The following is a 24,677-nucleotide window of genomic DNA, read 5'->3' on the forward strand; positions in this document are numbered from 1 at the left end:
TATGGCTAAATTTAAAACCCATTATGACAACTTAAATGTGTCGCGCAATGCGCCGACAAGCGTTATCAAGGCTGCCTATAAGGCGCTCTGCCAAAATTATCATCCCGATAAATATATAGGTGGGCATGATGAAGCGCTACGGATAATGAAAATCATCAATGGCTCTTACGCGGTTTTATCGGATCCCGACAAAAGAGCCGAGCATGATCGATGGATAAACAAACAAGAAAGAGATCATGCGACCGATAAAGCGCAACGGATAATGTCGATTATCTCTAAAGCTTATGTTGAGCCGCCGGTAACGTCCCCTCAGAATGTTCCTGCCAGCTATCTGACGCCTATTGGCAAATTTTGGACAAACATCCGTTCCGGCGTCAATCAGGTACGACTCATCAGTATCCCAAGCTCAAAAAAATTAAATTTGATGCTTGGAGCCATAGGTTTTGTCGTCATTGTATTTGCGGCAACGACTCTTTACGGGCCTGGCTTAATAACAAAGACAGTAGCGACGGCACCAGTTAATCAGGATATTGAGCGCCTATTAAAAAAAGCCAAGCAATTAGCCAGGCAAGGCCGGACTGCAAAAGCATTACCGCTTTATTTGCAGTTGGCGGAGCAGGGGAATGCGGAAGCGCAGTTTCAGTTAGGTTTGATATACGCTAATCAACAAGGCGTAACAAAAGACGATAAACAGGCCGCTGACTGGTTAGCCAGGGCGGCCGAGCAGGGGCATAGGGAAGCGCAAACCAAATTGGGCTTTATGTATGCGACTGGAAAAGGCGTGGCGCAGAATTATCATTCGGCCATTTATTGGTGTTACAAAGCCGCTGAGCAGGGCGATGCTGTGGCGCAGTTTAATCTGGGATTGATGTATGCAAAAGGACAAGGCATGGCACAGGATAATAACTTGGCCGTTTCCTGGTACAGCAAGGCGGCTGAACAGGGCGACGCACATGCTCAATACAATCTGGGCGATATGTATGCAAACGGCGTGGGCGTGGCAAAGGATAGCAAACAGGCTGCTGTTTTGTATCGTAAAGCAGCAAAGCAGGGGTTGACGGAGGCTGTCGCCGCTTTAAAATTGTTGGAGCAATAAAGTTCCTGTGGCTTGCAGGGATCATTTCTGAGGCTGTGTAGGGCTTCAATTACGGCCTGAAGGTTTGCTTCATTTCCGGCATCGGGATACTAATGTGATAGCCTTGGGCAAAATTAATGCCCATGTCCTTGAGCGCCTCCCAAATTTCCTGGTTTTCGACAAACTCGGCAACAGTGAGAATGTCTATGTCCTGGCATAATCGGGACAGGTTACGAACCAAGGCATAATCTACTTTAGAAGTCAGAATGTTACGTACAAATGCGCCGTCAATTTTGACATACTCGAAACGCAATTCACGCAAATAATGAAATGAGTTATACCCTGTGCCAAAATCGTCCAAGGCAAAAGCAAAGCCTTTGCGGCGCAAATTGGCGAGAAATCGGCGCATATTGGTCATGTCGCCAATTGCATCGCGTTCCAGTAATTCAAAAACAATGCTTTCGGGAGGAAGTTCCAGCTTTTGGCACAGTTCTTCGGCATAGCCTAAAATGCCACGGCCCTGAATCTCCTGCACCGATAAGTTGATGAATATTTTCGCATTGGCTTCCGGGCGGTTGGTATCCATGCAGGCGCGCTTAGCCGCAAAAGAGTTGTTGATCATAGCGAGGTCGAGTTCACGCGCCATGCCGTATTTGTCGATGGTTTCGATAAACATGGCTGCCGAGGTCGTTTCTTCTCCCGTTGGGGATTTAAGCCGGGCCAGCGTTTCAAAGGCATATAGCTCGCCGGATTGGCAGTCAACAATCGATTGGTAATAGGGAACAATACGCCTTTCCTTTAAGGCTTCGCGCAGGTTTTCCGCATTATCGCGCGTCTCGCGAATGCTGATACGTGTTGCCTTTGCGTCAAAGGTACAGACGCTATCTTTACCCATGTCTTTGGCTTTGTACATGGCGGCATCGACACCTTCCAGCAAGGTATCTATGTTTTTTCCATCGACAGGGTAGCTGCTCACGCCTATGGAGACAGTCAAATGAAAGCGGCTGCCTTGCGCGGATGTGATAGCCATTTCCCGTAGTGCGCGGCTTACGTTTTCCGCGACAACCCGGGCGCCTTCGGGACCGGTTTCAGTCAGGATAATGGCAAACTCATCGCCGCCAATACGGGCGCACAAATCGCCTTTTCGGGTATGTTCAAGCAGGGCACTGGCGATTGCACACAATGCTGTATCGCCGGTAGGGTGGCCGTAGGAGTCGTTGATGTCCTTAAAATTGTCGAGGTCAAGCATCAGTACACTAAACTCATGCTTATGCCGCTCGGAACGACCAATTTCATAGCTTAGAATATCGTTAAACTGGCGACGGTTATGCAGTCCGGTAAGGGGGTCATGCACAGCGTAGTACTCAAGCTCCAGTAAGGTGCGCGACAATACTTTGCTGGAACCCACCACCATGACCATGACGGCGAGTATTGAGCGGATGACGCTTTCTTCCTGCGCTGATAAGTTATTTTCAGCAGCGTAAGCGACGCCCAATAAACCGGCCAAATTGGGCGCATGATCAGGTACAGGCACGCTGATCATACGAATATTGTGATCTGATTTGATATCAGCTCCGCACTGGATATTAAATTCTTCAATATCCACCGCCGCTTCCGGAGGGGAGCCAATGCTTTGAAGCATCTGTTGGCTCAGTAAACCGCGCGCTCGTGCGCGCGCCTCTTCCGAACACTGGCCCAGATAATACAAATACAAAGACAAGCCATTTTCTTCCGCAAAAGCGATATAAAAAAAGTTAAACGGGAAGATGGCATAAAAATCCGATAGGATTTCTTGCACAAACTCTTTCCATTGCGAAATGTGTTCGTGCGACAAGATAATACGTTCCAACACCCGGCTTTGCCGCTCCAGCAAGTCTTTTTCAATCAAAACAGAAGACAGCTCCAGCAAGGTTTGATTAAACTCGATCAGCAGGTGTTGGATATGCTGATCGCTGGATGCCCATTGCTCACTGCATTGTTGGAATAATAAGTCCAGACTTTGATCCAGCCGGGAACAGGTATCCAGGATCTGTGAAATCGTAGGGATCATGGCAATCATCGCGGCGGAATTGTCGGTAGCCATTGTGGCCATAGCCGCCAGTAGTTTACTGACAATCTCTTGATGGACGTTGTGGTTAAGGTCCGACAAGCTCATTGCGTAGCGTTGCGTATGTGATTGATTCTCTAAGATCTCGGCAATCTGCCTGATAGCCCTGAAACGTAATGCCTCCAGATGGCTGGGTTCGGCAACTGCGGCTAATGTTGATGCTCTTGATCGCTGTTCCAGAAGCGATTCTACTTCCTTCATTCTTGGGAGAATTTCCCCCGCATCCTTGCAACTATGCGAGAAATTATTCATGCTTAATCCCCTAACGAGAAGCGTCCGCCGGATTGCATTAAATCAATGCCGCACTGCAAGTCTTTGAGCCAGTTTAGAAAATCTTGCACTGCGGCGCCCCGGTAAATTGGCCCATGCTGAGGGGCAATCATGGCAATATCCAAGCCGGCAATGGTATCTAGCCAGCATCGTATCGCCTTGTTAGAGCACATATAACGGCGGTGAAATCCTTTGATGTAAGGGATGTGGCTGGCAAAATCGTCTACAAATGCATCGTTTTTATCCATGGGTAACATTGCTGCGCCGATGTCGCCGGTAAACAGGATTTTGGAAATCGGGTCATAGACATTAATCTGACCTTCGGAATGCAAGAAATGTGCGGGTACTACTTTTAATCTAAAGCCGGGGGAAGGCTCGTAATCCATGCCTTCGTTGGGCACTCCAACAAATCGCGCCATGTCCTTTAAGCCGTAGTGGGGCAAAAAGCGTATCCAGATGCTGGAAACATAGACTGGCGAGTGGCACAGCTCCAGCCAGGTTGATAGGCCGCCGACTATATCAGGGTCTTGGTGAGACAGAAAAATAGCTTTAATTTGCTCCGGTACGACGTAACGCAACATTTCCGTCAATACCTGGGGCATCACCCCAAATCCTCCCGGATCAAGCAACACCCCGTCATTAAAATGGGTAATCAAATACTGGTTGGAGCGTACCCCGTCTTCTTCGCCTGGTTCACTCTCGTTCAGTAAAATAAAGCGGTGGTCAGCGGATTCAAATAATTTAATGTTGCGCATATTTTCCCTAATATCCTGCTAGGTTGTAATTTTTATATTTTCCCTAGTTTACTTCAGGTTATTAAAAAAAGTATAGCGATAGTCTTTTTTAATAAAGGAAGTTAGGGAAGTATATATTGCAGGCGCAACCTTATGATGGGAACTAGCCGCCATAAAACAGTCGGTTAGTGACAATAATGCATCGGGTTCTTTATCGGCGCATCATTGTTATTGCCCCTGCATTTTTTGCGGGGATATGAGAATGCAGATTTTGCACGGAGCAAAATCTGCCCTTGTAAGTCGTAAAGCGTTTATTATCGGGCATTTTGGATGCATTTCCAGAAGCGGTTCTAACTTTCATCCATAAATTTGGCTCTCCTGTTTCCGTGCAGTCGTTGGCAGTAAGCTCCTGTATAGCTCTTTATCCCCATCCTTGGGACATGCTTCCTCTGTTACTCTAGTGGCTTGCCGGTATTATTATCGCGGGCCAGAAGCGGCAGCGCGAGAACAGCCAGACACATTAGCCACATTATCAGCTGATAATTGGTCAATGAGAAAATAAAAGCGACGCCCATTCTCTCGCTGATGGTGGGGTACGCAAGGATAAAATCGCGGCTTATTATGAAAGCTTTCGCTTCCCAGATGACAAGGGTCATGCCTACCGCCAGCAGCGCATAGCCTACTATCTTATCGTGATCGGCCTTGCTATTTTTGTGTCCAGCTAAACGGTTAATCTCAAAGGCTTTTAACGACCACGGCGGCTCGGCCATATAACTGAAGGCTGCTAAGCCGAACATGCCGACAACCGGGATATAAACGGCTACTGTAGGGAAGCTGATATAGCGCCCATCCAGCGCCAGGCCGAAAGTTTTATAAATGGCATATCCGGCAAAGAATATATACAGCGTATATATCCATGCGCCGAATTTCAGGTTGGCTTCGTTGTTGGCTAACAGGCCATGTCCGCGGTGCAATATCAAGCAGGCCAGGATGGCGTTCAATCCCACGGTTATTACCGTCTGTAAACGTTGCCAGTCGCTATAGCTGGTATACCACAGGCTCTCTGCCATATTGACCAGCAACAAGCTAAGCAATTGCGTGAATAATAAAAACAACGCAATACGCGACGCGGATAATGATTGCAACGACTTCCAGTAGTAAGCAACGATGACTAGAAAAAGCGCCGTTGATGCTATAACCCCTTTAAGCCAATCGGGATTTTCATAGACCGGACCGGTTAAAGGAAACACTTCTTTACGATCAACCGAATAAAGTCCCCAGTTTGCCCCAACCACGCCTTCAAGCTCGCTTTTCCATGATTGGTTAAAGGCTTCGACAATGTTGTAATCGAAGCCGTTTTTATTGGCGACTTCAATCAATGCGCGAATGAATTTCGCTTCATTTACCACGCTAGGCACCGACCAGCCGCGTTGACGACCTTCGCCCGGCCAACCGGACTCGCCGATCAGTATGGGTTTGCCGGGAGAAATCGTATCGGCTTCTTGCTGAACCTGCTTGAAAATGCGTTCGATATGCGCCGGAGCCTGATCTACAGTGATAGGCTCATCTTCCCAGTAGGGCAGGATATGGATAGTAATGAAGTCCACTTCCTTGATTAACTCGGGATACTTCATGTACATGGACCACACATCGGCATAAGAAACCGGCTGTTTGACCGAGCGTTTGACTTCCCGTATGTATTCAATCAATTTCTTGGAATCCAGGTCGCCGCGCAGCAGCACTTCGTTGCCGACGATAACCCGTTTGACCACATCGGGGTTTGCGTTGGCGGAACGGATGAGTTCGGCGACTTCCGCTTTATTGTCTTCTTTTATAGCGCCCAGCCAAGCGCCTTGAATCATTTTCAAGCCGTGCTTTTTGGCTAAGGAAGGAATGATAGGCATGCTGCCTTCCGCACTGGCATAAGTGCGGATACTATGGGTTTTTTCACCCATCAGACGCAAGTCGTCATCAATTTGTTCTGGAGTGGGGAATTTTTCATCCAAAGGCCCTTGGCCTTCGTGGAACGGAGCGAATGAAAGACTGTTGAGTTTTCCTGAGGGAACGTCCGGTCCTACATCTTGAGGTAAGTTGATTGACCAGCCCAACAAACCATTAAGCAACACAACCAATACTGCGAATGAAGCAATTTTCATAAATAAATCAATAGCACAAGAATTTTAAAAAAGGCGTAATGAAATGCGCCAAGTAAATCATTGTTACATTGTCTCATAATTGCCGTGCTAATAATATGGACAGCCCCTGAGGAGAGCTGGGCAAAACTGAATTTTTACGACTTAGTATACGCAAATCATCTGCATTCAGCTAAAATGCGCATCTTTTTGCTTATGTAATGTTATGGCTAAAAATATCCGTATTGAAAGATGGAGCGGTCCCGCTCTGGAACAATTTATTCCTGAACTCGCCCGGCTTAGAATAGAAGTGTTTCGCGATTTCCCGTACCTATATGACGGAAATATCGAGTATGAAAAAAAATATCTACAGACTTATATCAATTGCCCCGAAAGCGTCATTGTTATCGCGTTCGACGGCGATAAAGTGGTCGGGGCATCAACAGCGATTCCGATGAAATATGAAACCGATGAGTTGAAAAAGCCGTTTCTTGACCATGGCTATAATCTCGACGAGGTTTTTTATTGCAGCGAATCGGTGCTGGACAAGAACTATCGCGGCCTGGGTATCGGCGTCCGGTTTTTTGAGGAGAGGGAAGCTCATGCGCAAGATTTGGGCGGCTTCAAGTATATTTGCTTTTGTTGTGTGGAGCGACCTGCGGATCATCCCAGACGGCCAGCCGATTATGTGCCATTGGATCAATTCTGGACCAAACGCGGTTACGTCAAGCATCCCGAACTTAACACAACCTATATCTGGAAAGATCTGGATGATGTGGATGAAACGCCTAAGCCTATGACTTTTTGGTTGAAACATGAACATTAAAATTGCAACCGCTCAATACGACATCAGTTTCCTGGAAAGCTGGCAGCAGTATCAAGAAAAAGCTGAACGCTGGGTTATTGAAGCCTCGGAGCAGGGCGCGAAGATTCTGCTTTTTCCCGAGTATGCCAGCATGGAACTGGCCTCGCTGTTCGGCAAGGAAATTTATTCATCATTAAGCAAGCAATTGGCCGCGATGCAGGCATTGCATAATGATTATCTGGATTTGTTCCGGGAGCTGGCTAAAAAATACCAATGTATCATTCAAGCGGGCACGTTTCCGGTAAAAATGGGCTCCGGTGCTTACCGGAACCGGGCTTACCTGTTCATGCCGAGTGGTCAGTTTGATTATCAGGAAAAGTTGATGATGACTCGTTTTGAAAACGAGCAATGGCTGATCCAGAAAGGCGAGGAACTAAGATGTTTTAATACCGAATACGGGAAAATCGCCATTAACATCTGTTATGACAGCGAATTTCCGATGCTGGCGAGAAAGCAGGTTGAGGCCGGAGCGAATCTGATTTTAGTGCCCAGTTGCACCGATACTGTGGCCGGATACCATCGCGTTAAAATAGGCTGTCAGGCAAGAGCTTTGGAAAACCAGTGTTATGTCGTTCAATCTACGCTGGTAGGCAATGCGCCGTGGTCTGAAGCGGTGGATGTTAATATCGGTGCGGCGGCTGTTTATACGCCTGTGGATCGGGGGTTTCCGGATAACGGCATCCTGGCGGAGGGCAAGCTTAATACCGTGCAATGGGTTATTGCCGAAGTCTCGCTCAGCGCTTGCGGCACGGTCAGGGAACAAGGCCAGGTTTTTAATTACAGGGATTGGCCGTTGCAAAATGCATTTGTTGGGTGTCGGTAACACGGGAAGTCTAGCTGGAGTTGTATTCCGGCTTTTCTGTATGTCTCGGTATTGCTCCACTCTTTTTGAGGGATAGCTTTTCCATAATCCACAGGGATGTGGTGCATGCGGATATTGCACGACTGCATGGACAGGTTTAGTTCCTTACTAACTACCCCATGCAGTCGTTTGCGGTGACAAGCGCAACATCAATTAAAGATCGCTTCAGAAGAATAGCCGTTAAATTCCAGAATTTCTTTCATTCTTTTTAAGGCATCCATTTGAATCTGTCTAACACGCTCCCTGGTTACGCCCAGTTCCTGAGCAACTTGTTCAAGCGTTGAGCCTTCATAACCGCACAGTCCATAGCGACGGCAAATAACTTCGCGTTGTTTTTCAGGAAGCTGAAAAATCCATTTGGCCATGTTATTTCTAATGCCGTCTTCTTGTATTTTATCGGCGGGTGATAAGCTCTCGCCATCAGAAATCGACTCAACTAACGGTTTGTCAAAATCCTTTCCGCCCGGTATATCAATGGATGTAACCCGTTCATTAAGCTTGAGCATTTTTTCAACTTTGTTAACCGGGATGTCCAAATGTCCGGCTATATCTTCGGCATTGGGTTCATGATCGAGTAATTGTGCCAAATGGCGTTGGGCTTTAAGGTAGGTATTCATTTCCTTAACGATATGAATCGGCAAACGAATGGTTCGCGTCTGATTCATGATGGCCCGCTCAATCGTTTGCCTAATCCACCAGGTCGCATAGGTTGAAAATCTAAAGCCTCTTTCGGGATCGAATTTTTCAACTGCGCGCATCAAGCCAAGATTGCCTTCTTCAATCAAATCCAGTAACGGTAGGCCTCTGTTCAGGTAACGACGGGAGATTTTAACGACCAGGCGCAGATTGCTTTCGATCATTATCTTGCGGGCAGCCTCATCGCCCATTAAGGCTCTGGAACCGTAGATTTTTTCCTGGTCAGCGGTCAGTAATTGTGAGCGCGCCAGCTCATTTAAATAAACTCGCGTCGCATCCATGCTCTTATCTTCCCGCGATTCAATAGTAATTATCTCATCAATATCCAATGCCTCACTGCCGGTAGCGGTATCTGCTTGGAGTTCATCGTCAAAAGGCAAGTCGTCATTAAATAATACACAAACATCATCGTCCAATAGCTCAACTAATTCTGCTTTCATGATAACCTCGTGTTGTTCGGTCCAAGCCGAAATGGTTTTTATTATTTTTCCGGTAAAAGATTGAGTGGATTCACCGGTTTTCCGTTTTTTCTTATTTCAAAATGCAGCAATGTTTTGTTTGATCCAGCCTGTCCAACTTTCGCAATAACCTCGCCTTTTTCTACCGTATATCCTTCTGCGACAAGCAATTGGCTATTATTTGCATAAGCGCTTAAATACAAATCGTTGTGCTTGATAATCAGCAAATTACCGTAGCCAATCAGGCCTTGTCCGCTATATACAACTTTACCTCCTTCAGCTGCGCTCACGTTCTGCCCCATAGCGCCAGCTATATCAATGCCTTTGTTGTCGGCTTGAGAAAAAGATTTTAAAACTTTTCCTTTTATCGGCCATTGAAAGTTTAACTTTAACATGTTTGCATTATCAATTGAAATAATTGATTTTTTTTGTGGACTACTTCCGGTTTTTTCAGAAATTTTATTAAAGGGGCGGGTTTTATATGCGGGTCTGTAGACTGGATTGGGCTTAGTATTTAAGGAAACGGCGGGGCTTTTCCGTAAGCTGATTCTGTTTGCCGCTGTTGCCGCCGTGATGCTCTGCTTTGATTTTTTTTGTACTCCCGCATCCATGTGGTCATGTAGGGGGGTATTTCCCGGATTCGGGGCGGAGAGCCTTATTTTTTGGCCTATTTCTATCGTATAGGGTGGAGCAATCCCGTTCCATTGCGCTAATTGCCGATAATCCACATCATAGATCAAACTTATGGCGTATAAAGTATCGCCTTTTTTTACCTGATAATATTTTGCCTCGTCTTTTGGAGGTTTAGGATAATGAGTGTTGACTGGCGCGTAGTTAGGGCTGACAGAGGCGCAGCCATGCAATAAAGCCGACAGCATTGCCAGGAAAATAAGCTTTGAAAAGGTGGAAGTCATAGCGGGTTATTTTTTTAACAAAACCTTTTTAGCCAGATTTATTTTTGCAGCCAAATAATCCGAGCCGCCCCGATCAGGATGCATTTTTTGCATCAATTTGCGATGAGCGGCAATAATTTCAGATTCCGATGCGCCCATCTTCAAGCCTAATATTTCATAAGCCTCTTCAATAGACATAGTGCCTTTAGATGGGCCGGCTTTATTCTGCCGTTGCGAGGTGTTTTGTTTTGTAGCGATAAATTCCGACCATAACCGGTGCAAGTACGGCGCATAGCGCAACAATACCGGCATCAAGCGGAGCATAAAGGCGATAAACACGCTCGCCAGAGCAAAGAGCCAGTTTAAGCGTCCGCTTGCGGCCAAATAAACAACAATAAGCCCCGTAACGGATAGAAGTAAGACCTTGATGTAACGGGTCAATACGGCGGGCGGCGTTTTTAAAAACGGACGCATCCAAAAATATGCGATGATAATAAATAACAAAATCAGAAAAATGCGAATCAAGGTTTACTCCTGAATTAAGACCGATCCAATGGCTTGCACCCCAACTCCTTGCCTACCTCTGACTATCCTGAGGGCTGGGAATTTCGCAAGACCGAAGCAGCGGTTGCGGCCATGTATCCTTGGTGTTTGGATAAATAATACCTTAAAATATGATGTCTTATGATAACAATCTAATAGTTTGGTTGATATGCAGAATGCCAGAATTCCGGTTTTAGGTTTTGTTGCCGCAAGCGGAACCGGCAAAACCACGTTGCTGACTGAATTGATCCCACTTTTAAAACAAGACGGTTTGCGTATCGGTCTGATCAAACACAGTCATCACGATTTTGAAATTGACCAGCCTGGAAAAGACAGCTTTCGCCTGCGGAAGGCCGGCGCTTCGCCTGTGATGCTGGTATCCCGCTATCGGCGCGCGATTATTAGCGAGTTTACCCCGGAACAAGAGCCTAGGCTGAATGATCAGTTGAAGCAAGTCGATCAATCCGAGCTGGACCTGATCCTGGTCGAAGGCTTTAGAACGGAACAATTTCCCAAAATTGAATTGCATCGGCCCTCGCTTGAAAAACCATTGCTTTACCCAAACGACCCGGACATTATCGCGATAGCCACAGATGCAGCGCTGGATGTGCCAGACTATTTGCCGCAACTGGAATTGAACCGGCCCGAAATGATCGCCGCCTTTATCCGAAACCATGTTATGAAGAATCATGATTGATGCATGCAGCCAAGAATCCAGACCATTATTATCTATAGACGACGCGCTGGACAGAATTAAAGCCGCTGTAAGTCCTGTACCGAGTACGGAAAAAGTAGCGTTGAAAGACGCTTTGGGACGGGTACTGGCTGAACCGGTTTATTCACCGATCAACATTCCTCATGACCGGAATGCGGCTATGGATGGCTATGCTTTTGCAAGCCGGGACAGAGCCGACGGGCAGGCATTCACGCTAGCTTTGGCCGGAACTTCCTGGGCCGGTCGGCCATTTCAGGGGCAACTGCAACCGGGGCAATGCATCAGGATTTTTACCGGCGCGGTTGTGCCTGAACAGGCCGATTCAGTCATCATGCAAGAACAAGTGCAGGCTCAGGGACAAACCATACATTTTCCGGCCGACACACGAGTGCGGCAAAACATCAGGCAAATAGGCGAAGACGTAAAACAAGGAGCCTGTTTAATAGCCGAGCCTAAAAAGCTGACAGCCGTCGATTTGGGGCTACTGGCCTCTGCCGGTATTGGCGAGGTGACGATCAAACGCCGGTTGAAAATCGCCTATTTTTCGACCGGCGACGAGCTGACTCCATTAGGACTGCCGCTGGAACCAGGGAAAATATACGACAGCAATCGCGCTATGTTAGGCGGACTATTATCAGATCCCAGCTACAGCGTTGCCGATCTGGGTGTTATTCCAGACAACAAACAGTTACTTGAAGATAGTTTTATTAAAGCTTCAAAAAATTATGATGCGGTCATAACGACCGGTGGCGCCTCAGTCGGTGAAGCCGATTATGTCAAAGAAATCCTGCAAAATAGCGGGGAAGTCAATTTCTGGAAACTTGCGATAAAGCCAGGAAAACCCCTGGCTTTCGGCAAAATAGGACGGTGTTACTTTTTCGGGTTGCCCGGTAACCCGGTTGCTGTTGTCGTAACCTTTCAGCAGATTGTAGCGCCGGCACTCAGGCAACTGTCCGGTGCGCGGTTTGTCAAGCCGTTAAGATTTGCCGCGACCTGCACCAGCGCGTTAAAAAAAGCTCCCGGACGCCAGGAGTATCAGCGCGGCATTCTTAGTCAAGATGAGCAGGGCGAATTCTTTGTCGCTTCCGCGGGCCAGCAAGGCTCGAACATTCTCAGTTCCATGAGTCAAAGCGGCTGCTATATCGTCTTGCCTGAAAAGTGTAAAGGCGTGCAGGCGGGGGAGAGAGTAACGGTTGAGCCGTTTAGTTTGTTCATATAGCGGCGCAATATGTTTGAGGGTTGTAGGATGGGTGCGACTGCAAGGACAGGAAATGATCCAGTCATTTCCCTGCATTCCCCACATCCCTGTGGGGAATGCAGAAGGTAGAATCGTGTCTGGAACGGCGATCGAGAACGCAGTGACTCGTTAGAGCACGAAGTGAACCCATCCTGCTGGCTATCGCTACGCTCTAGGCTTTTTTAACAAACTCAGATTTAAGCTTCATTGCGCCAATGCCTTCAATTCTGCAATCGATGTCATGATCGCCTTCGACCAGACGGATGATTTTGACTTTAGTACCGACTTTAACAACTGATGATGACCCTTTGACTTTGAGGTCCTTGATTACGGTTACGGTGTCCCCGTCTTGTAACACGTTGCCGTTTGCATCCTTAACGATAAGAGCATCGGCGTTATCTTCGGCTGCCCCATCTTTTGACCATTCGTGTGCGCATTCAGGGCAAACGTACATGCTGCCGTCTTCATAGGTGAATTCTGAGCCGCATGCAGGGCATTTAGGGAGATTACTCATTGTTTTTCCTTAATCTAAAAGTGTTTCAACCTTGTGGGATACAAAGTCTATCGAAGACATATGATGCCAGATTTGGCCATTTTTTTCCATTCATCGACTAATCCACCCGGTCAACCTTAACCAAAATATGCATCCGGCTTTCGCCGACTTGGCGCGTATTGACCCGCGCGTTATTGGTGTTGCTCGTGTTTTCGCCAACTCCACCGAGCTCCACCCATTCGCCAAGATTAATCCTGATGGTTGACTCCGCGTTCTGGGTCTCAATCTGCCCCCGTCCGTTCATTTTATCCGACCAAGGCGATACGCTAAGAATGACTTGGTCTCCTGCCAGTCTGGGCATGACCGCAAAACCGGTCGTTGCTTCGGTCAGGTCGGTTGCCGTGGCGTAGCCGTAGGATGAGGAAAACTGTCTCGGATAGATATTTCCCGCCTTGATATGAGCCGGTACGCCTTCCATCGTTCGAACGGTCTGGGTGTTCTCATCGGCGTACTTGTCCTGGGTTTGGTATAAATGGCCGATCATCCTGCCGCCGACTCTTAATGGCGCATCCCCCCGTGCATTCAGCTGGACTCCGGCCGCCGCATTCAACTCCTCTGCGGTTGTCTGCCTACTTTGCATGACGGTAATCACCAGATTGCTCTGGCGCACATCCAGTTGCTTGACAATGGACTGGATTTCAGCCAGCCGGTCGGGCGTGGTTTTGACCAGCAGGTTGGAGCCGTTGTCAACCAGCTGGGCGCTATTGCCAAGCAACGGAGCAAGCAACGGCAATATCTCGAACGCCGGCCGGTTGGTTAAGGGGATCACTTCAATAATCGTATCTTCGGCAAACGCGCTGCTGTTCAGCAGGCTTATGAAAATCAATGCTAAAAGTCTTTTCAAAGTGAATCTCCGGTACAGTAAGCCGTTATCTGGGATTTTGCCGCGCAAACCGTAAGCGGTTGATTTTGGCAGGCGAGCGCATCGATTATAGTTAACCGGGACTATTTTGTCCCTGTTACAATCAGGAAAAACAGGACAGGACTTTTGGGACAGCTAACTATGACTTTACCGGGCAAAAAAACGCTCACTATCATCACCGGCATCGGGCTGGCGGTTGCCGTTTATTTTTTTAATAAACAGACGGAATTCGTTGATGTTGAAGTAGCCACCGTCGAACAAGGCGAGGTGAGGGCGACGGTATCCAATACCCGCGTCGGTACGGTTAAAGCCTGTAGACGCGCATACTTAGCGCCGGCAACAGGCGGGCAGGTTGCCGAGATGCATGTTAAGGAAGGCGACGCCGTTAAACAAAACCAGTTGCTGATGGAGGTATGGAATAAGGACCTGAAAGCGCAGGTCACATTACAGGATGCTCAAACCAGGTCTAACCGGGCGACCGCCGAACAAGCCTGTCAGCTCGGCGCAGGCGCTGAACGCGAGGCAGAGCGAGCATTGCGCTTGCAAAAATTCAACCATATCATTTCGGAAGAACAGGTCGATATTAAAGCGACCGGCGCACGGGCCAAGCGTGCGTCCTGCAACGCCGCCCTTGAGGCCGTGGCCGTTAGCCAGGCCAACCGCGACGCAGTTCAGGCGGCTGTGGAACGCACCCTGGTTCTTGCTCCTTTCGACGGCACCGTGGCTGAAATTAATACCGAAATAGGGGAGTACGTAACGCCGTCACCGCCCGGCATACCCACCTTGCCGGCCATCGATTTGCTGGATGTCAGCTGTTTGTATGTATCCGCGCCGATAGATGAAGTGGATGCGCCGCAGATCAAAACCGGCATGAGCGCCTGCGTGTCGCTGGATGCTTTCGCTGAAAAACGCTGCTCCGGCACGGTAAGCCGTATCGCGCCGTATGTGCTGGAAAAGGAAAAGCAGGCCCGCACCGTCGAAGTCGAGGTTAAGTTAACCGATCCGCAAGAAATTAAGGATTTACTGCCCGGCTACAGCGCCGATATTGAAGTCTTGCTGACCAGCAAACTCAACGCGCTGAGGGTGCCTGCCGAAGCGGTGCTGGATAATAACAAAGTCTTGGTGATGCATGACGACGGCTTGCTGGAAGAGCGCAGCTTTAAGCCGGGCCTGGTCAACTGGAATACCGTGGAAGTGTTGTCCGGCCTGAATGCCGGCGACAAAGTCGTGTTGTCGGTAGGCAAGGAAGATGTGGTGGCAGGCGCTTATGCCCGTGTAAAAAAATGATACGACTGGAGCATATCCACCGCTATTTCCAGGTCGGCGAGCAGACCGTTCATGCCTTGAATGATATTAATGTCACGATTGAAAAAGGCGAGTACGTATCGGTGATGGGGCCGTCGGGTTCCGGCAAATCGACGTTGTTAAATGTTATAGCCCTGCTTGATCAGCCGAATTCAGGAAGGTACTTGTTAAACGATCATCCGGTTACGCAGCTTAGCGATGATGAATTGGCCAAGGTTCGTCGCGAGAACATCGGTTTTGTGTTCCAGTTTTTCCATTTGATCCCGCGTCTGACGGCGGCTGAAAACATTGAAATGCCGATGATACTTGCGGGCGTAGAGGCCAGGGAACGCAAGCAACGGGTGCAGGCGTCGCTGGAATCGGTCAGCCTGCAAGATCGTGCCGATCACAGGCCGGACCAGCTTTCCGGCGGGCAGCTACAGCGCGTCGCGATTGCCAGGGCCATGATCATGCGGCCTTCGATTTTGCTGGCCGACGAGCCGACCGGTAATCTCGACAGCAAATCCGGCAAGGAAATTATCGAGTTGCTGGAAGGGCTTAACCGCCAGGGCGTAACGCTGATGATTATTACTCATGACCAGACTGTGGGCGATAGGGCGCGGCGGAAAATCCGCATTGTCGATGGGCAGGTAGGGTGATGAATAATCAAAATATAAAAGATCACCACGAAGCCAAAAGTAGGCGCCTCTAGGCGACACGAAGGACACGAAGCTTTTATTTTTGCTTTTCTTCGTGCTCTTCGTGGCTTCGTGGTGAATTAATTGAATCTGCGCGTATAGAGGTGCTGAGCTCATGTTCATTAAAGACACACTAACCCAATCCTTAGTCGCTATCAGCACCCAGCGCTTGCGTGCAGCATTAATTATCCTGGCAATGAGCATCGGCATAGCTTCGGTTTCGGTGCTGACGGCCTTGGGCGAAAGCGCCCGCCGTTATGTGGTTAACGAGTTTGAAGCCTTGGGTACCAACTTGGTTATTGTGCTGCCGGGACGCACTGAAACCACTGGCGGACATCCGCCGCTATTTGGCGAAACGCCGAGAGACCTAACGCTGGATGACGCCGAGGCCTTATTCCGCAGCCATCATGTTGCCGCCATTGCGCCGCTGACCATCGGCTCCGCGCCGGTTTCATCGCTGGGTCTGGAGCGCGAAACCAATGTCCTGGGGTCGACGCACGCATTAAGACGAGTGCGCCGTTTGACCGTGGCGCAGGGTAGCTTTCTGCCGCAAACCGAGATCGATAAAACCCTGTCGGTTTGTGTGATCGGCCAAACCATACGCAATGAACTGTTTGCCAATCAACCGGCGCTGGGGCAATGGTTGCGCATCAATGATCGGCGTTTCCGGGTGATCGGAGTACTGGCCTCGGAAGGGCAATCGGTCGGCACCGATTTTGATGAAATCGTGATTATTCCGGTGGCTTCCGCACAGGCTTTGTTCGACACCCACTCATTATTTCGGGTGCTGGTTGAAACAAAATCAAAGCCGGACATGTACAAGGCGGTCGATGAAATCCGCGAAATCATCAAGGTGCGTCATGAAGGCGAAGACGACGTGACGCTGATTACCCAGGACAGCGTGGTCAGTACTTTCGATAAAGTATTGACCGCATTGACCCTGACCGTAGCCGGCATCGCCGGAATCAGCCTGGCGGTGGCCGGCGTGTTGGTGATGAATGTGATGCTGGTCAGCGTTACGCAACGCACTTCCGAAATCGGCCTGCTTAAAGCATTGGGCGCAACCAAGCGGCAGCTCCTATGGCTGTTTTTGAGCGAGGCGGCGATGTTGTCGTTGGCTGGCGCGGTGTTGGGCGTGATGCTGGGTTACGTAACGCTTGGGGTGTTGCAGGCGATGTATCCGGATTTTCCGATGGAACTGCCGGGCTGGGCATTGCTGGCTGCATTGCTGGTGTCGCTGTTTACCGGTCTTGTGTTCGGCGTATTGCCGGCCAGAAAAGCTGCCAATCTCGATCCTGTTGTCGCATTGGCGAAGCGGTAAGTATGTTAAAACGGGCTGAAAAATTATTTCCTACAGAGGACACGAAGAAAACTATTTCTATAGTTAATATGTTGAAAAATTCGTGCTCTTTGCGGTTATTCTTTAATTGCTACTAGAAATTAAATCTCATGCGCTACGCAGACTTAATCTCATTATCTTACCGGACGGTTCTCAGCCACAAACTGCGATCCCTGTTGACCGCGTTGGGTATCATTATTGGCATCGCGGCGGTGGTCGTACTCACCTCAATAGGACGGGGCATTCATAGCTTTGTGCTGGCCGAGTTCACCCAATTCGGCACCAACCTGATCAGCGTTCACCCCGGCAAAACCACCACTTTCGGCGTGTCCGGTGCCACTATCAGCACGGTCAGGCCCTTGGTTCTAGCCGATGTGATCAGTTTAAGCAAAGTGGAAAACATCATCGCCGCATCGCCACTGGTGCAAGGCAACGCACGCATTGAAGCCAGGGACAAACAGCGGCGAACCAACGTGCTGGGAGTGGGTTCAGCGGTGCCGGAGATATGGAGAATCAAGGCTGTCAGCGGGCGTTTTTTGCCGGCAGAAGAAAGCAATCCGCGCGCCTTTGCTGTGCTGGGCAATAAACTGGCGGCCGAACTGTTCGGTGCGGCCAACCCGCTTGGCCAGCGCATCCGGATCGGTAGCGACCGTTTCCGGGTCATCGGCGTAATGGAAAAAAAAGGCCAAATGGTCGGCTTCGATATGGACGATACCATCTACATCCCGGCCGCCAAGGCGCTGGAACTGTTCGACAGGGAAAGCCTGATGGAAATCCACCTGCTTTATAACGCCAATGCCAGGGTTGCCGAAGTGGAAAAAGCAATCAAACGAAACTTGATTGCCCGGCACGGCAGCGAAGACTTTACCCTCGTTACCCAGAATCAGATGCTAAAAAGCATGGATTCCATCCTGAGCATCCTGACGTTGGCGGTCGCGGCGTTGGGCAGCATTTCCTTGTTGGTTGGTTCGGTCGGCATACTAACCATCATGACCATCGCCGTTTCCGAGCGCATTTCTGAAATCGGCCTATTACGGGCAGTAGGTGCAGAGCGCAGAACCATTTTCCAGATGTTTCTGTGCGAGGCCTTGGCGCTAAGCGCCGCGGGAGGATTTTGCGGCGTATTGCTGGGCATAGCCATAGTCAAAGCCCTTGATGCCGCGTTGCCCGCTTTGCCGGTGGAACTGGCCTGGGCCTATATCGTTGCGGCCTTTGTGGTCTCATTGCTGATCGGCGTAGTCGCCGGAGTAGTTCCGGCCATGAAAGCTGCGCAGATGGAACCGCTGGAGGCCTTGCGGGCTGAGTGATATTTATGATGCCAAGATGCCTCATGCGGAGAATATGCAAAAAAGAATCAAAGTAACTCAACCTGGCGCGTAGGGCGGATGGAAATATTAAGCCGGCAAAATGGACTCAACCCACTAATTGCTATTGCCTGGAAATGCCGGAATTTGCGGTAAGCGGAACACATGATTTACTTGACTAAATAGCCTGGCAAGTGAAGTCACATGAGCTTTAGCCTACGTTAGCTATACCATAATCCTTCCTATCCTGCTAAATACCCGACTCGTAAAGTATGGCATTTAATGTGCTCTGTTCAGTAACGATACATAAGAAGCTGAACATATTCACACTCAACTGGCGCGTAGTTCATTCATAACCGATTTACAGCATCCTACTCGGTTTTCCAGCTCATTTTAAAGTTAAAAAATTTTAGAGTGGAGCTTAAATAATAGGTTTTCATACGTATTGTGCAAATAACCTTCTTATCTTAATCTTAATCCCAATCTCAACGTTTTTTGGTTAATGGATTAGAGCTCAATAATGGAAATTAATATAGCGCAACTACTGAATAACATGAATAACCTAATAAGTTACAAAGTAAACTCATTAGGTGTTTATCATATTTTATTGTAGAACAATTTTGTTTTTAATAAAAAGTTAAATGGCAGCTATCTTCATGTTCATGCTGACTCTAAATGAATAAGTTATATTCTTACCTGTCACCAATTATAAGTTGTATTAATGCTGAATTGATAAAACATTTTCTTGATTTAAATTTAGCTAATTAACTACAACCAAATTTGCGCGTAAATATTGTTCATTGTAGCAAGCTACCGATACAACTAGATAAATGCTGGGCTATGTCGAAGCTAGATACCAATGAATACTATAATGCCGCATATAAACCACGCTAGATAAGGTAAAAATTTAGTTAATACGCCAGGCGAAATGTCTGGTTGTGCATAGGCTTTAATTATTGTAGATATTAGGATTGAAAATGATAATAAATAAAGATTTATTAGTAGGGCAGGAGACATTTTTCATCCAATCAGATAATTCAAATGCCTGCCAAGTTAATTCTGGTGAGTTTTACGATTTGTATTTCCTTAGGCAACTGCACCTTGAGACGCTTCGGGCGCAGCGGTCTAAATCTACATTATCAATTATAGTATTAACACTTGATAAAGAGGCAAATCTTGAATCTCTTAATATGAATGAGATTTTAGGTATTATTCGAAAAAAAACACGAGATACCGACATTAGTGGCTTTGTTAATCATAAAACCCTATGTGTACTTCTCCCCGATACAGACGAGGCGGGGGCAAAAGAAATCTGTGCAAAGCTAACCAATAAAATTCCACAGTTTTCTATTACTACCTCAAGTTATCCTGATCATATATTTGAAAGCCTTACAAAAAATGGATGTATTAGCCCCGATGCCTTTCCTTTCGAAATTTGGGATCCAATGGATGTAAAGGGAGAGTCATGGTTTAAGTCCTTATTAAAAAGAGGGATTGATATCGTAGGCTCGATTATCGGTATCCTTATTTTTATGCCTGTAATGTTAGTTACAGCACTGGCTATCAAAGCCACTTCTCCAGGGCCTGTCATCTTCAGCCAAATCCGCCTGGGCAAGCATGGCGCTCCTTTCACGTTTTACAAATTCCGGTCCATGCACGTGAATATGGATAACCAATTACACCGTGATTATGTCAATGACTTTATCAAAGGACGCCACGAAAAAGTCAATCAGGGCGATGCAGAACAACCCGTATATAAAATTAAATCTGATCCCAGGGTAACCAAGGTTGGAAAATTCATTCGAAAAACCAGTATTGATGAACTGCCGCAGTTTTTTAATGTGTTAAGGGGAGATATGAGCCTGGTTGGACCAAGACCTCCCCTTTCTTATGAAGCCGAAAAATACCAAGCATGGCATCTCAGGCGAATACTGGATATGAAACCTGGAATCACCGGACTCTGGCAGGTAGAAGGACGAAGCAAGACAGAATGGGATGATACGGTGAGACTCGATATTCGCTACATTAAAAACTGGTCCCTGTTATTGGATTTAAAGATATTGCTCAGAACGTTCAAGGAAGTTCTAAAGTGCAGAGGCGCCATGTGATGCGTAAGGCATGGAAGCTAGTCAAGACGTTTGGCTACAGGCTTTGGAATAGCACTAATTTAACTATTTTCGATTGAATAATCATAGATAGTCCTCAGGGGCGTTTGTCTAAAAATATTCGACGGCTAATGATGAAGAATGGTCGAGTCAGTGATCGTCTCGTTTTCAATGAATTAATCGTATAGGAGCAGGCAGGTGATTAAGCTAAACATAAAATATCAATCCCTAAAAGGCCCAGTATTTTTCTTTCTGGTTTTGATTGCTTTTGTTCAAGCTATGGTTAATTCAGAGCCTGTTAGAGCGGCTAGCGTAAATCAAGCGCTCAACGATTCTGCTACGGAACTTTCTAAAGGGAGGCTCGATCTCGTCGCTTTCAGTCCGGACGGCAATACCTTGGTCAGCGCGGACTCCGACGGACAAATTTTGGTATGGGACGTAACCTCCGGCCAATTACGCATGACGCTTCCGAGCCAGTTTGCAAGCCCCATTAGTGGTTTTGCTTTTAGTCAGGATGGCAATACGCTGGCTAGCATAAGCACCAACTCAATTCGGCTATGGGACGTCACATCCGGGGATGCTCGATTAATTCTTCCCGAGAGCGGCCAAGTTACCGACCTGGCATTTAGCCCGGACGGCAAGAGCCTGGCGACAGTAAGTCAGGATTCCCGCATCACCCTCTGGGACTCACAATCCGGCTCAATAACCCAGGTCATAACCGGTCATCAAAATGGCGTTAATGCCATTGCATTTAGCCCGGACAGTACAACCCTGGCCATCGGCGGTCAGGATGCGCAGATTGATCTCTGGAATAAGGCAACAGGTCTAAAACACGTCAGCCTATCAGGCATGGCCGGTTCCTCTGTCATCGATCTTCTATTTAGCCCGGACGGCAAGACTTTGGTCGCTGTAGAAAACGATGCCCGTATCACGCTCTGGAATTCTCAATCCGGTTCTACATCTCATATTTTAACCGGTCATCAAAATGGCGTTAAAGCCATTGCATTTAGCCCGGATAGCAATACCTTTGCCACCGGCGGCCAAGATGCCCAGATTAAACTGTGGGATAGGACAACAGGCATGGAACAGGCGAGCCTGCCTATAGAAACGGGTGTTGCTGTCACCGGTCTGGTATTTAACCCGGATGGAAAGACCTTAGCCAGCGTGGGCGAGAGCGAGCCGGTTTTTTTATGGGATTTAGTCAGCCAGCTACCACAGTTGCTGACCGGACATACGGATTGGGTGGACAAGATCGCGTTTAGCTCCAATCAGGAAACTTTAGCCAGTGTGGGCAAAGCAGGGCAGGTGGTCGTATGGGATTTAAGCACGGGTTTGGAACATTTGGCTTTCGATGTGCCTATATCCGGTTCCGAGTCCTTAAATCAAGTAAACAGCCCTGCGTTAGCCTCACCGACTCTGGACCCCGCAACTAATGAGGCATCCAACCCAGTAGCATCTGAGCCCCAGTCCGGCACTATGCAATCACTTGCGCTTGCCGAGACTGATCCCTGCTTAACGCCAGTCAACGCCATCGTGTCCGAGAATTGCAAGCCGGGTAACCCGTCAACTGAGTGGGATGTGGTGGGCGCCGGTGATTTGAGTATTCAAGGCTTTGCAACCGACATCAGTGTCAATCGAGGGCAAACTGTCAGCTTTAAGATCAAAACAGACGCTGCGAATTATCGTCTCGATATTTACCGTATGGGTTACTACGGCGGCAGCGGTGCCCGTAAGATCGCTACGGTGCAACCCTCGGCGGCATTGCCGCAAACCCAACCCACCTGTCTTAGCGATACCACTACAGGGCTCATAGATTGTGGTAACTGGGCGGTCTCGTCCACCTGGGACGTGCCGGCCGACGCCACCTCGGGGATTTATTTCGCAAGAGCCGTTCGTACCGATACGGGAGGCGCCAGCCATATTGTTTTCATTGTCCGGGATGATACCGGGAACTCGGAAATACTGTTCAAAACGTCGGATACGACGTGGCAAGCCTATAATGATTACGGGGGCAACAGTCTCTATGTAGGGTCGCCGGCCAATCGCGCCTACAAAGTCAGCTATAACCGTCCATTTAATACGCGAAACGGCCAATACAGAAGAGCCTGGCTTTTTGGTGCCGAGTATCCTATGGTCCGGTGGATGGAGGCCAACGGGTATGATATCAGCTACTTCACAAGTGTAGATGCCGACTTCAGAGGAACTGAGCTCCTCGATCACAAAGTTTTTCTCTCGGTTGGTCATGACGAGTACTGGTCTGCCGGGGAACGCGCCAATGTTGAAGCTGCACGCAACGCCGGTGTTAACCTGGCCTTTTTCAGTGCCAATGAAGTGTTCTGGAAGACTCGTTGGGAGCCTAGTATCGATGGTTCCGGTAAGGCGAACCGCACCCTGGTCTCTTATAAAGAAACGCATGCCAATGCCAAAATCGATCCGCTGCCGAATATCTGGACCGGCACCTGGCGCGATCCAAGATTTAGTCCTCCCGCAGATGGCGGAAGACCCGAGAATCAATTAACGGGGACAATTTATACCGTCAATTGCTGCCAGAATGCACTGAGCATTACCGTGCCTGAGGCCTACAGCAAAATACGTTTCTGGCGCGACACGAGCATCGCGACAATGGCTCCCGGTGAGATTGCTACCCTTCCGCGTGGCGTGTTGGGCTACGAATGGGATGAACCACTTGACAACGGGTTCCAGCCTGCCGGTTTAATCAAAATGTCCTCTACTACCGTCAGTCTAGGTGGAAACTGGTACCTTCTTGATAACGGCTCAACTTATGGTCCGGGCACAGCCACTCATAGTTTGACTCTTTATCGCCACAGTAGCGGTGCCCTGGTGTTCGGCGCCGGCACAATTCGCTGGTCATGGGGACTGGACGGCAACCACGATTTTGACGGTTCTACGCCAAGCGCAAGTACAACACCGGATGTGCGCATGCAGCAGGCGACGACGAATCTATTCGCCGACATGGGTGTTCAGCCCGGAAGTTTGCAGATCGGGCTGGTGGCAGCAAGCCCCTCGACGGATACAATTCCCCCGGTTTCGACGGTCACCTCGCCAGCAGCCGGTTCAACCGTGCAAATTGGAACAAGCCCTATCACGATTACAGGTACAGCGGTCGACACCGGTGGAGGCGTGGCAGTGAATGTTGAGGTTTCCGTCGACGACGGAACTACCTGGCATCCGGCCACCGGTGGCCAAAACTGGAGCTATGCGTGGACACCCAGTTCAACCGGTTTGATGACAATCAAGAGTCGTGCCATAGACGACAGTGGCAATATTGAAAACGCAGGAGCAGGCGTTAACGTGACCGTAAATCCCTGCACTAGCAACTGCACCATTTTTTATAGCAATGCCAAGCCCACTAATGCACCAGCTACCTTTGACAAGAAGTCGATTAATGTCGGTGTGAAATTCAAATCCGATGTCAGCGGCGTTATTACCGGCATCCGGTTCTATAAATCAGCCACCAACACCGGAACCCATGTGGGCGCTCTATGGAGCAGCACCGGCACGAAGCTGGCTGAGGTGACGTTTACCAACGAGACGGCCTCAGGCTGGCAACAGGCGAACTTTGCCACTCCGGTCGCTATTTCTGCGAACACGGTTTACGTCGCATCCTATCTCGCGCCGCAAGGCAGCTACGAATACACCTACGACTATTTTGCAACGGCCGGGGTTAATACGCCGCCGCTGCATGCCGTCGCGTCGAACTCCGCCGACGGCCCTAACGGTGTGGAACGCTATAGCGCAGGTCTGGCGTTCCCGAACATGGTCTACCGCGCGATCAACTACTGGGTGGATGTGGTGTTCGCAGCCAGTGGAGGGCCGGTACCCGGCCCGACCTTAACCTCGATCGCCGTGACTCCGGCAAGCCCGAGCATCGCGATTGGAGCTAGCCAGCAATTTGCGGCCACCGGAACCTATTCCGACAGCAGC

General features: G+C 48.8%; 19 protein-coding genes. 11 read left to right on the plus strand and 8 right to left on the minus strand.

The features are described from left to right. The first annotated feature begins 1 nt into the window (after position 1). The gene (locus tag M0R47_RS08830; protein ID WP_292553260.1) at positions 2-1,096 is read left to right on the plus strand and encodes a DnaJ domain-containing protein; all 1,095 of its coding nucleotides are present in this window, start codon (positions 2-4) and stop codon (positions 1,094-1,096) included. Positions 1,097-1,145: 49 nt separating this feature from the next. Here the strand turns inward: M0R47_RS08830 and M0R47_RS08835 are convergent, their stop codons facing one another. The 3 genes from M0R47_RS08835 to M0R47_RS08845 form a co-directional block, all read right to left on the minus strand. Next, on the minus strand, positions 1,146-3,434 hold the full coding sequence (locus M0R47_RS08835) for a bifunctional diguanylate cyclase/phosphodiesterase (RefSeq protein ID WP_292553263.1): 2,289 nt from the start codon (positions 3,432-3,434) through the stop codon (positions 1,146-1,148). A gap of 2 nt (positions 3,435-3,436) precedes the next feature. Continuing rightward, positions 3,437-4,207, minus strand: coding sequence for an MBL fold metallo-hydrolase (locus tag M0R47_RS08840; RefSeq protein WP_292553266.1), 771 nt, complete (start codon positions 4,205-4,207; stop codon positions 3,437-3,439). 431 nt (positions 4,208-4,638) lie between these two features. Next, positions 4,639-6,342, minus strand: a complete 1,704-nt coding sequence (locus tag M0R47_RS08845; RefSeq protein ID WP_292553269.1) for an exo-beta-1,3-glucanase — start codon at positions 6,340-6,342, stop codon at positions 4,639-4,641. A gap of 202 nt (positions 6,343-6,544) precedes the next feature. Here M0R47_RS08845 and M0R47_RS08850 point away from each other — a divergent pair, with 202 nt between their 5' ends. Next, positions 6,545-7,144, plus strand: coding sequence for a GNAT family N-acetyltransferase (locus M0R47_RS08850; RefSeq protein ID WP_292553272.1), 600 nt, complete (start codon positions 6,545-6,547; stop codon positions 7,142-7,144). After that, positions 7,134-8,006, plus strand: coding sequence for a carbon-nitrogen hydrolase family protein (locus tag M0R47_RS08855; RefSeq protein ID WP_292553275.1), 873 nt, complete (start codon positions 7,134-7,136; stop codon positions 8,004-8,006). Before M0R47_RS08850 ends, M0R47_RS08855 begins: the two co-directional genes overlap by 11 nt. 188 nt (positions 8,007-8,194) lie before the next feature. Here M0R47_RS08855 and rpoS read toward each other — a convergent pair whose 3' ends face one another. The 3 genes from rpoS to M0R47_RS08870 are packed head-to-tail and all read right to left on the minus strand — an operon-like array spanning position 8,195 to position 10,617. Then, entirely contained in the window at positions 8,195-9,181 is a 987-nt protein-coding gene (rpoS, locus tag M0R47_RS08860; protein ID WP_292553278.1) for an RNA polymerase sigma factor RpoS, read from the minus strand. Between the two features lie 41 nt (positions 9,182-9,222). After that, a complete protein-coding gene (locus M0R47_RS08865; protein ID WP_292553280.1) occupies positions 9,223-10,113 on the minus strand; it encodes a peptidoglycan DD-metalloendopeptidase family protein in 891 nt (296 codons plus the stop codon). Between the two features lie 6 nt (positions 10,114-10,119). Then, the gene (locus M0R47_RS08870) at positions 10,120-10,617 is read right to left on the minus strand and encodes a DnaJ domain-containing protein (RefSeq protein WP_292553283.1); all 498 of its coding nucleotides are present in this window, start codon (positions 10,615-10,617) and stop codon (positions 10,120-10,122) included. Positions 10,618-10,804: 187 nt separating this feature from the next. Between M0R47_RS08870 and mobB the strand changes: the two genes are divergently transcribed. Continuing rightward, on the plus strand, positions 10,805-11,332 hold the full coding sequence (gene mobB, locus M0R47_RS08875) for a molybdopterin-guanine dinucleotide biosynthesis protein B (protein ID WP_292553285.1): 528 nt from the start codon (positions 10,805-10,807) through the stop codon (positions 11,330-11,332). Continuing rightward, positions 11,325-12,569, plus strand: coding sequence for a gephyrin-like molybdotransferase Glp (glp, locus tag M0R47_RS08880; protein ID WP_292553288.1), 1,245 nt, complete (start codon positions 11,325-11,327; stop codon positions 12,567-12,569). The genes mobB and glp overlap by 8 nt, the downstream gene beginning before the upstream one ends. 190 nt (positions 12,570-12,759) lie before the next feature. Here the strand turns inward: glp and M0R47_RS08885 are convergent, their stop codons facing one another. Both M0R47_RS08885 and M0R47_RS08890 read right to left on the minus strand, forming a co-directional pair. Further along, positions 12,760-13,101 (minus strand): zinc ribbon domain-containing protein YjdM, encoded by a 342-nt coding sequence (locus tag M0R47_RS08885; protein ID WP_292553291.1) that lies wholly within the window; start codon positions 13,099-13,101, stop codon positions 12,760-12,762. 97 nt (positions 13,102-13,198) lie between these two features. Continuing rightward, complete coding sequence (locus M0R47_RS08890; protein WP_292553294.1) at positions 13,199-13,984, minus strand: hypothetical protein; 786 nt, start codon at positions 13,982-13,984, stop codon at positions 13,199-13,201. A gap of 159 nt (positions 13,985-14,143) precedes the next feature. On the opposite strand from M0R47_RS08890, the gene M0R47_RS08895 reads away from it, so the two are divergent. The 6 genes from M0R47_RS08895 to M0R47_RS08920 all read left to right on the plus strand — a co-directional run. Beyond that, entirely contained in the window at positions 14,144-15,289 is a 1,146-nt protein-coding gene (locus M0R47_RS08895; RefSeq protein ID WP_292553316.1) for an efflux RND transporter periplasmic adaptor subunit, read from the plus strand. Further along, positions 15,286-15,945: an ABC transporter ATP-binding protein gene (locus M0R47_RS08900; RefSeq protein WP_292553296.1), complete on the plus strand. Its 660-nt coding sequence runs from the start codon at positions 15,286-15,288 to the stop codon at positions 15,943-15,945. Before M0R47_RS08895 ends, M0R47_RS08900 begins: the two co-directional genes overlap by 4 nt. Positions 15,946-16,099: 154 nt before the next feature. Continuing rightward, positions 16,100-17,305, plus strand: a complete 1,206-nt coding sequence (locus tag M0R47_RS08905) for an ABC transporter permease (protein ID WP_292553300.1) — start codon at positions 16,100-16,102, stop codon at positions 17,303-17,305. A gap of 128 nt (positions 17,306-17,433) precedes the next feature. Next, entirely contained in the window at positions 17,434-18,630 is a 1,197-nt protein-coding gene (locus M0R47_RS08910) for an ABC transporter permease (protein WP_292553303.1), read from the plus strand. 974 nt (positions 18,631-19,604) lie between these two features. Further along, positions 19,605-20,735 carry an exopolysaccharide biosynthesis polyprenyl glycosylphosphotransferase gene (locus tag M0R47_RS08915; RefSeq protein WP_292553306.1) on the plus strand — a complete coding sequence of 377 codons (1,131 nt, stop codon included), beginning with the start codon at positions 19,605-19,607 and terminating at the stop codon, positions 20,733-20,735. Between the two features lie 195 nt (positions 20,736-20,930). Then, positions 20,931-24,677 (plus strand): N,N-dimethylformamidase beta subunit family domain-containing protein (locus M0R47_RS08920; protein WP_292553309.1); only part of this gene is annotated, 3,747 nt, incomplete at its 3' end.

This window comes from Methylobacter sp. (assembly GCF_023227905.1).
Classification (GTDB): domain Bacteria; phylum Pseudomonadota; class Gammaproteobacteria; order Methylococcales; family Methylomonadaceae; genus Methylobacter_A.

Coding starts and splice junctions, on each gene's coding strand:
- M0R47_RS08885 (WP_292553291.1), bottom strand. CDS start 13,101: ATGAGTAATCTCCCTAAATGCCCTGCATGCGGCTCAGAATTCACCTAT.
- M0R47_RS08865 (WP_292553280.1), bottom strand. CDS start 10,113: ATGACTTCCACCTTTTCAAAGCTTATTTTCCTGGCAATGCTGTCGGCT.
- M0R47_RS08845 (WP_292553269.1), bottom strand. CDS start 6,342: ATGAAAATTGCTTCATTCGCAGTATTGGTTGTGTTGCTTAATGGTTTG.
- M0R47_RS08900 (WP_292553296.1), top strand. CDS start 15,286: ATGATACGACTGGAGCATATCCACCGCTATTTCCAGGTCGGCGAGCAG.
- M0R47_RS08855 (WP_292553275.1), top strand. CDS start 7,134: ATGAACATTAAAATTGCAACCGCTCAATACGACATCAGTTTCCTGGAA.
- M0R47_RS08850 (WP_292553272.1), top strand. CDS start 6,545: ATGGCTAAAAATATCCGTATTGAAAGATGGAGCGGTCCCGCTCTGGAA.
- glp (WP_292553288.1), top strand. CDS start 11,325: ATGATTGATGCATGCAGCCAAGAATCCAGACCATTATTATCTATAGAC.
- M0R47_RS08905 (WP_292553300.1), top strand. CDS start 16,100: ATGTTCATTAAAGACACACTAACCCAATCCTTAGTCGCTATCAGCACC.
- M0R47_RS08895 (WP_292553316.1), top strand. CDS start 14,144: ATGACTTTACCGGGCAAAAAAACGCTCACTATCATCACCGGCATCGGG.
- M0R47_RS08830 (WP_292553260.1), top strand. CDS start 2: ATGGCTAAATTTAAAACCCATTATGACAACTTAAATGTGTCGCGCAAT.
- M0R47_RS08835 (WP_292553263.1), bottom strand. CDS start 3,434: ATGAATAATTTCTCGCATAGTTGCAAGGATGCGGGGGAAATTCTCCCA.
- rpoS (WP_292553278.1), bottom strand. CDS start 9,181: ATGAAAGCAGAATTAGTTGAGCTATTGGACGATGATGTTTGTGTATTA.
- mobB (WP_292553285.1), top strand. CDS start 10,805: ATGCAGAATGCCAGAATTCCGGTTTTAGGTTTTGTTGCCGCAAGCGGA.
- M0R47_RS08915 (WP_292553306.1), top strand. CDS start 19,605: ATGATAATAAATAAAGATTTATTAGTAGGGCAGGAGACATTTTTCATC.
- M0R47_RS08840 (WP_292553266.1), bottom strand. CDS start 4,207: ATGCGCAACATTAAATTATTTGAATCCGCTGACCACCGCTTTATTTTA.
- M0R47_RS08910 (WP_292553303.1), top strand. CDS start 17,434: ATGCGCTACGCAGACTTAATCTCATTATCTTACCGGACGGTTCTCAGC.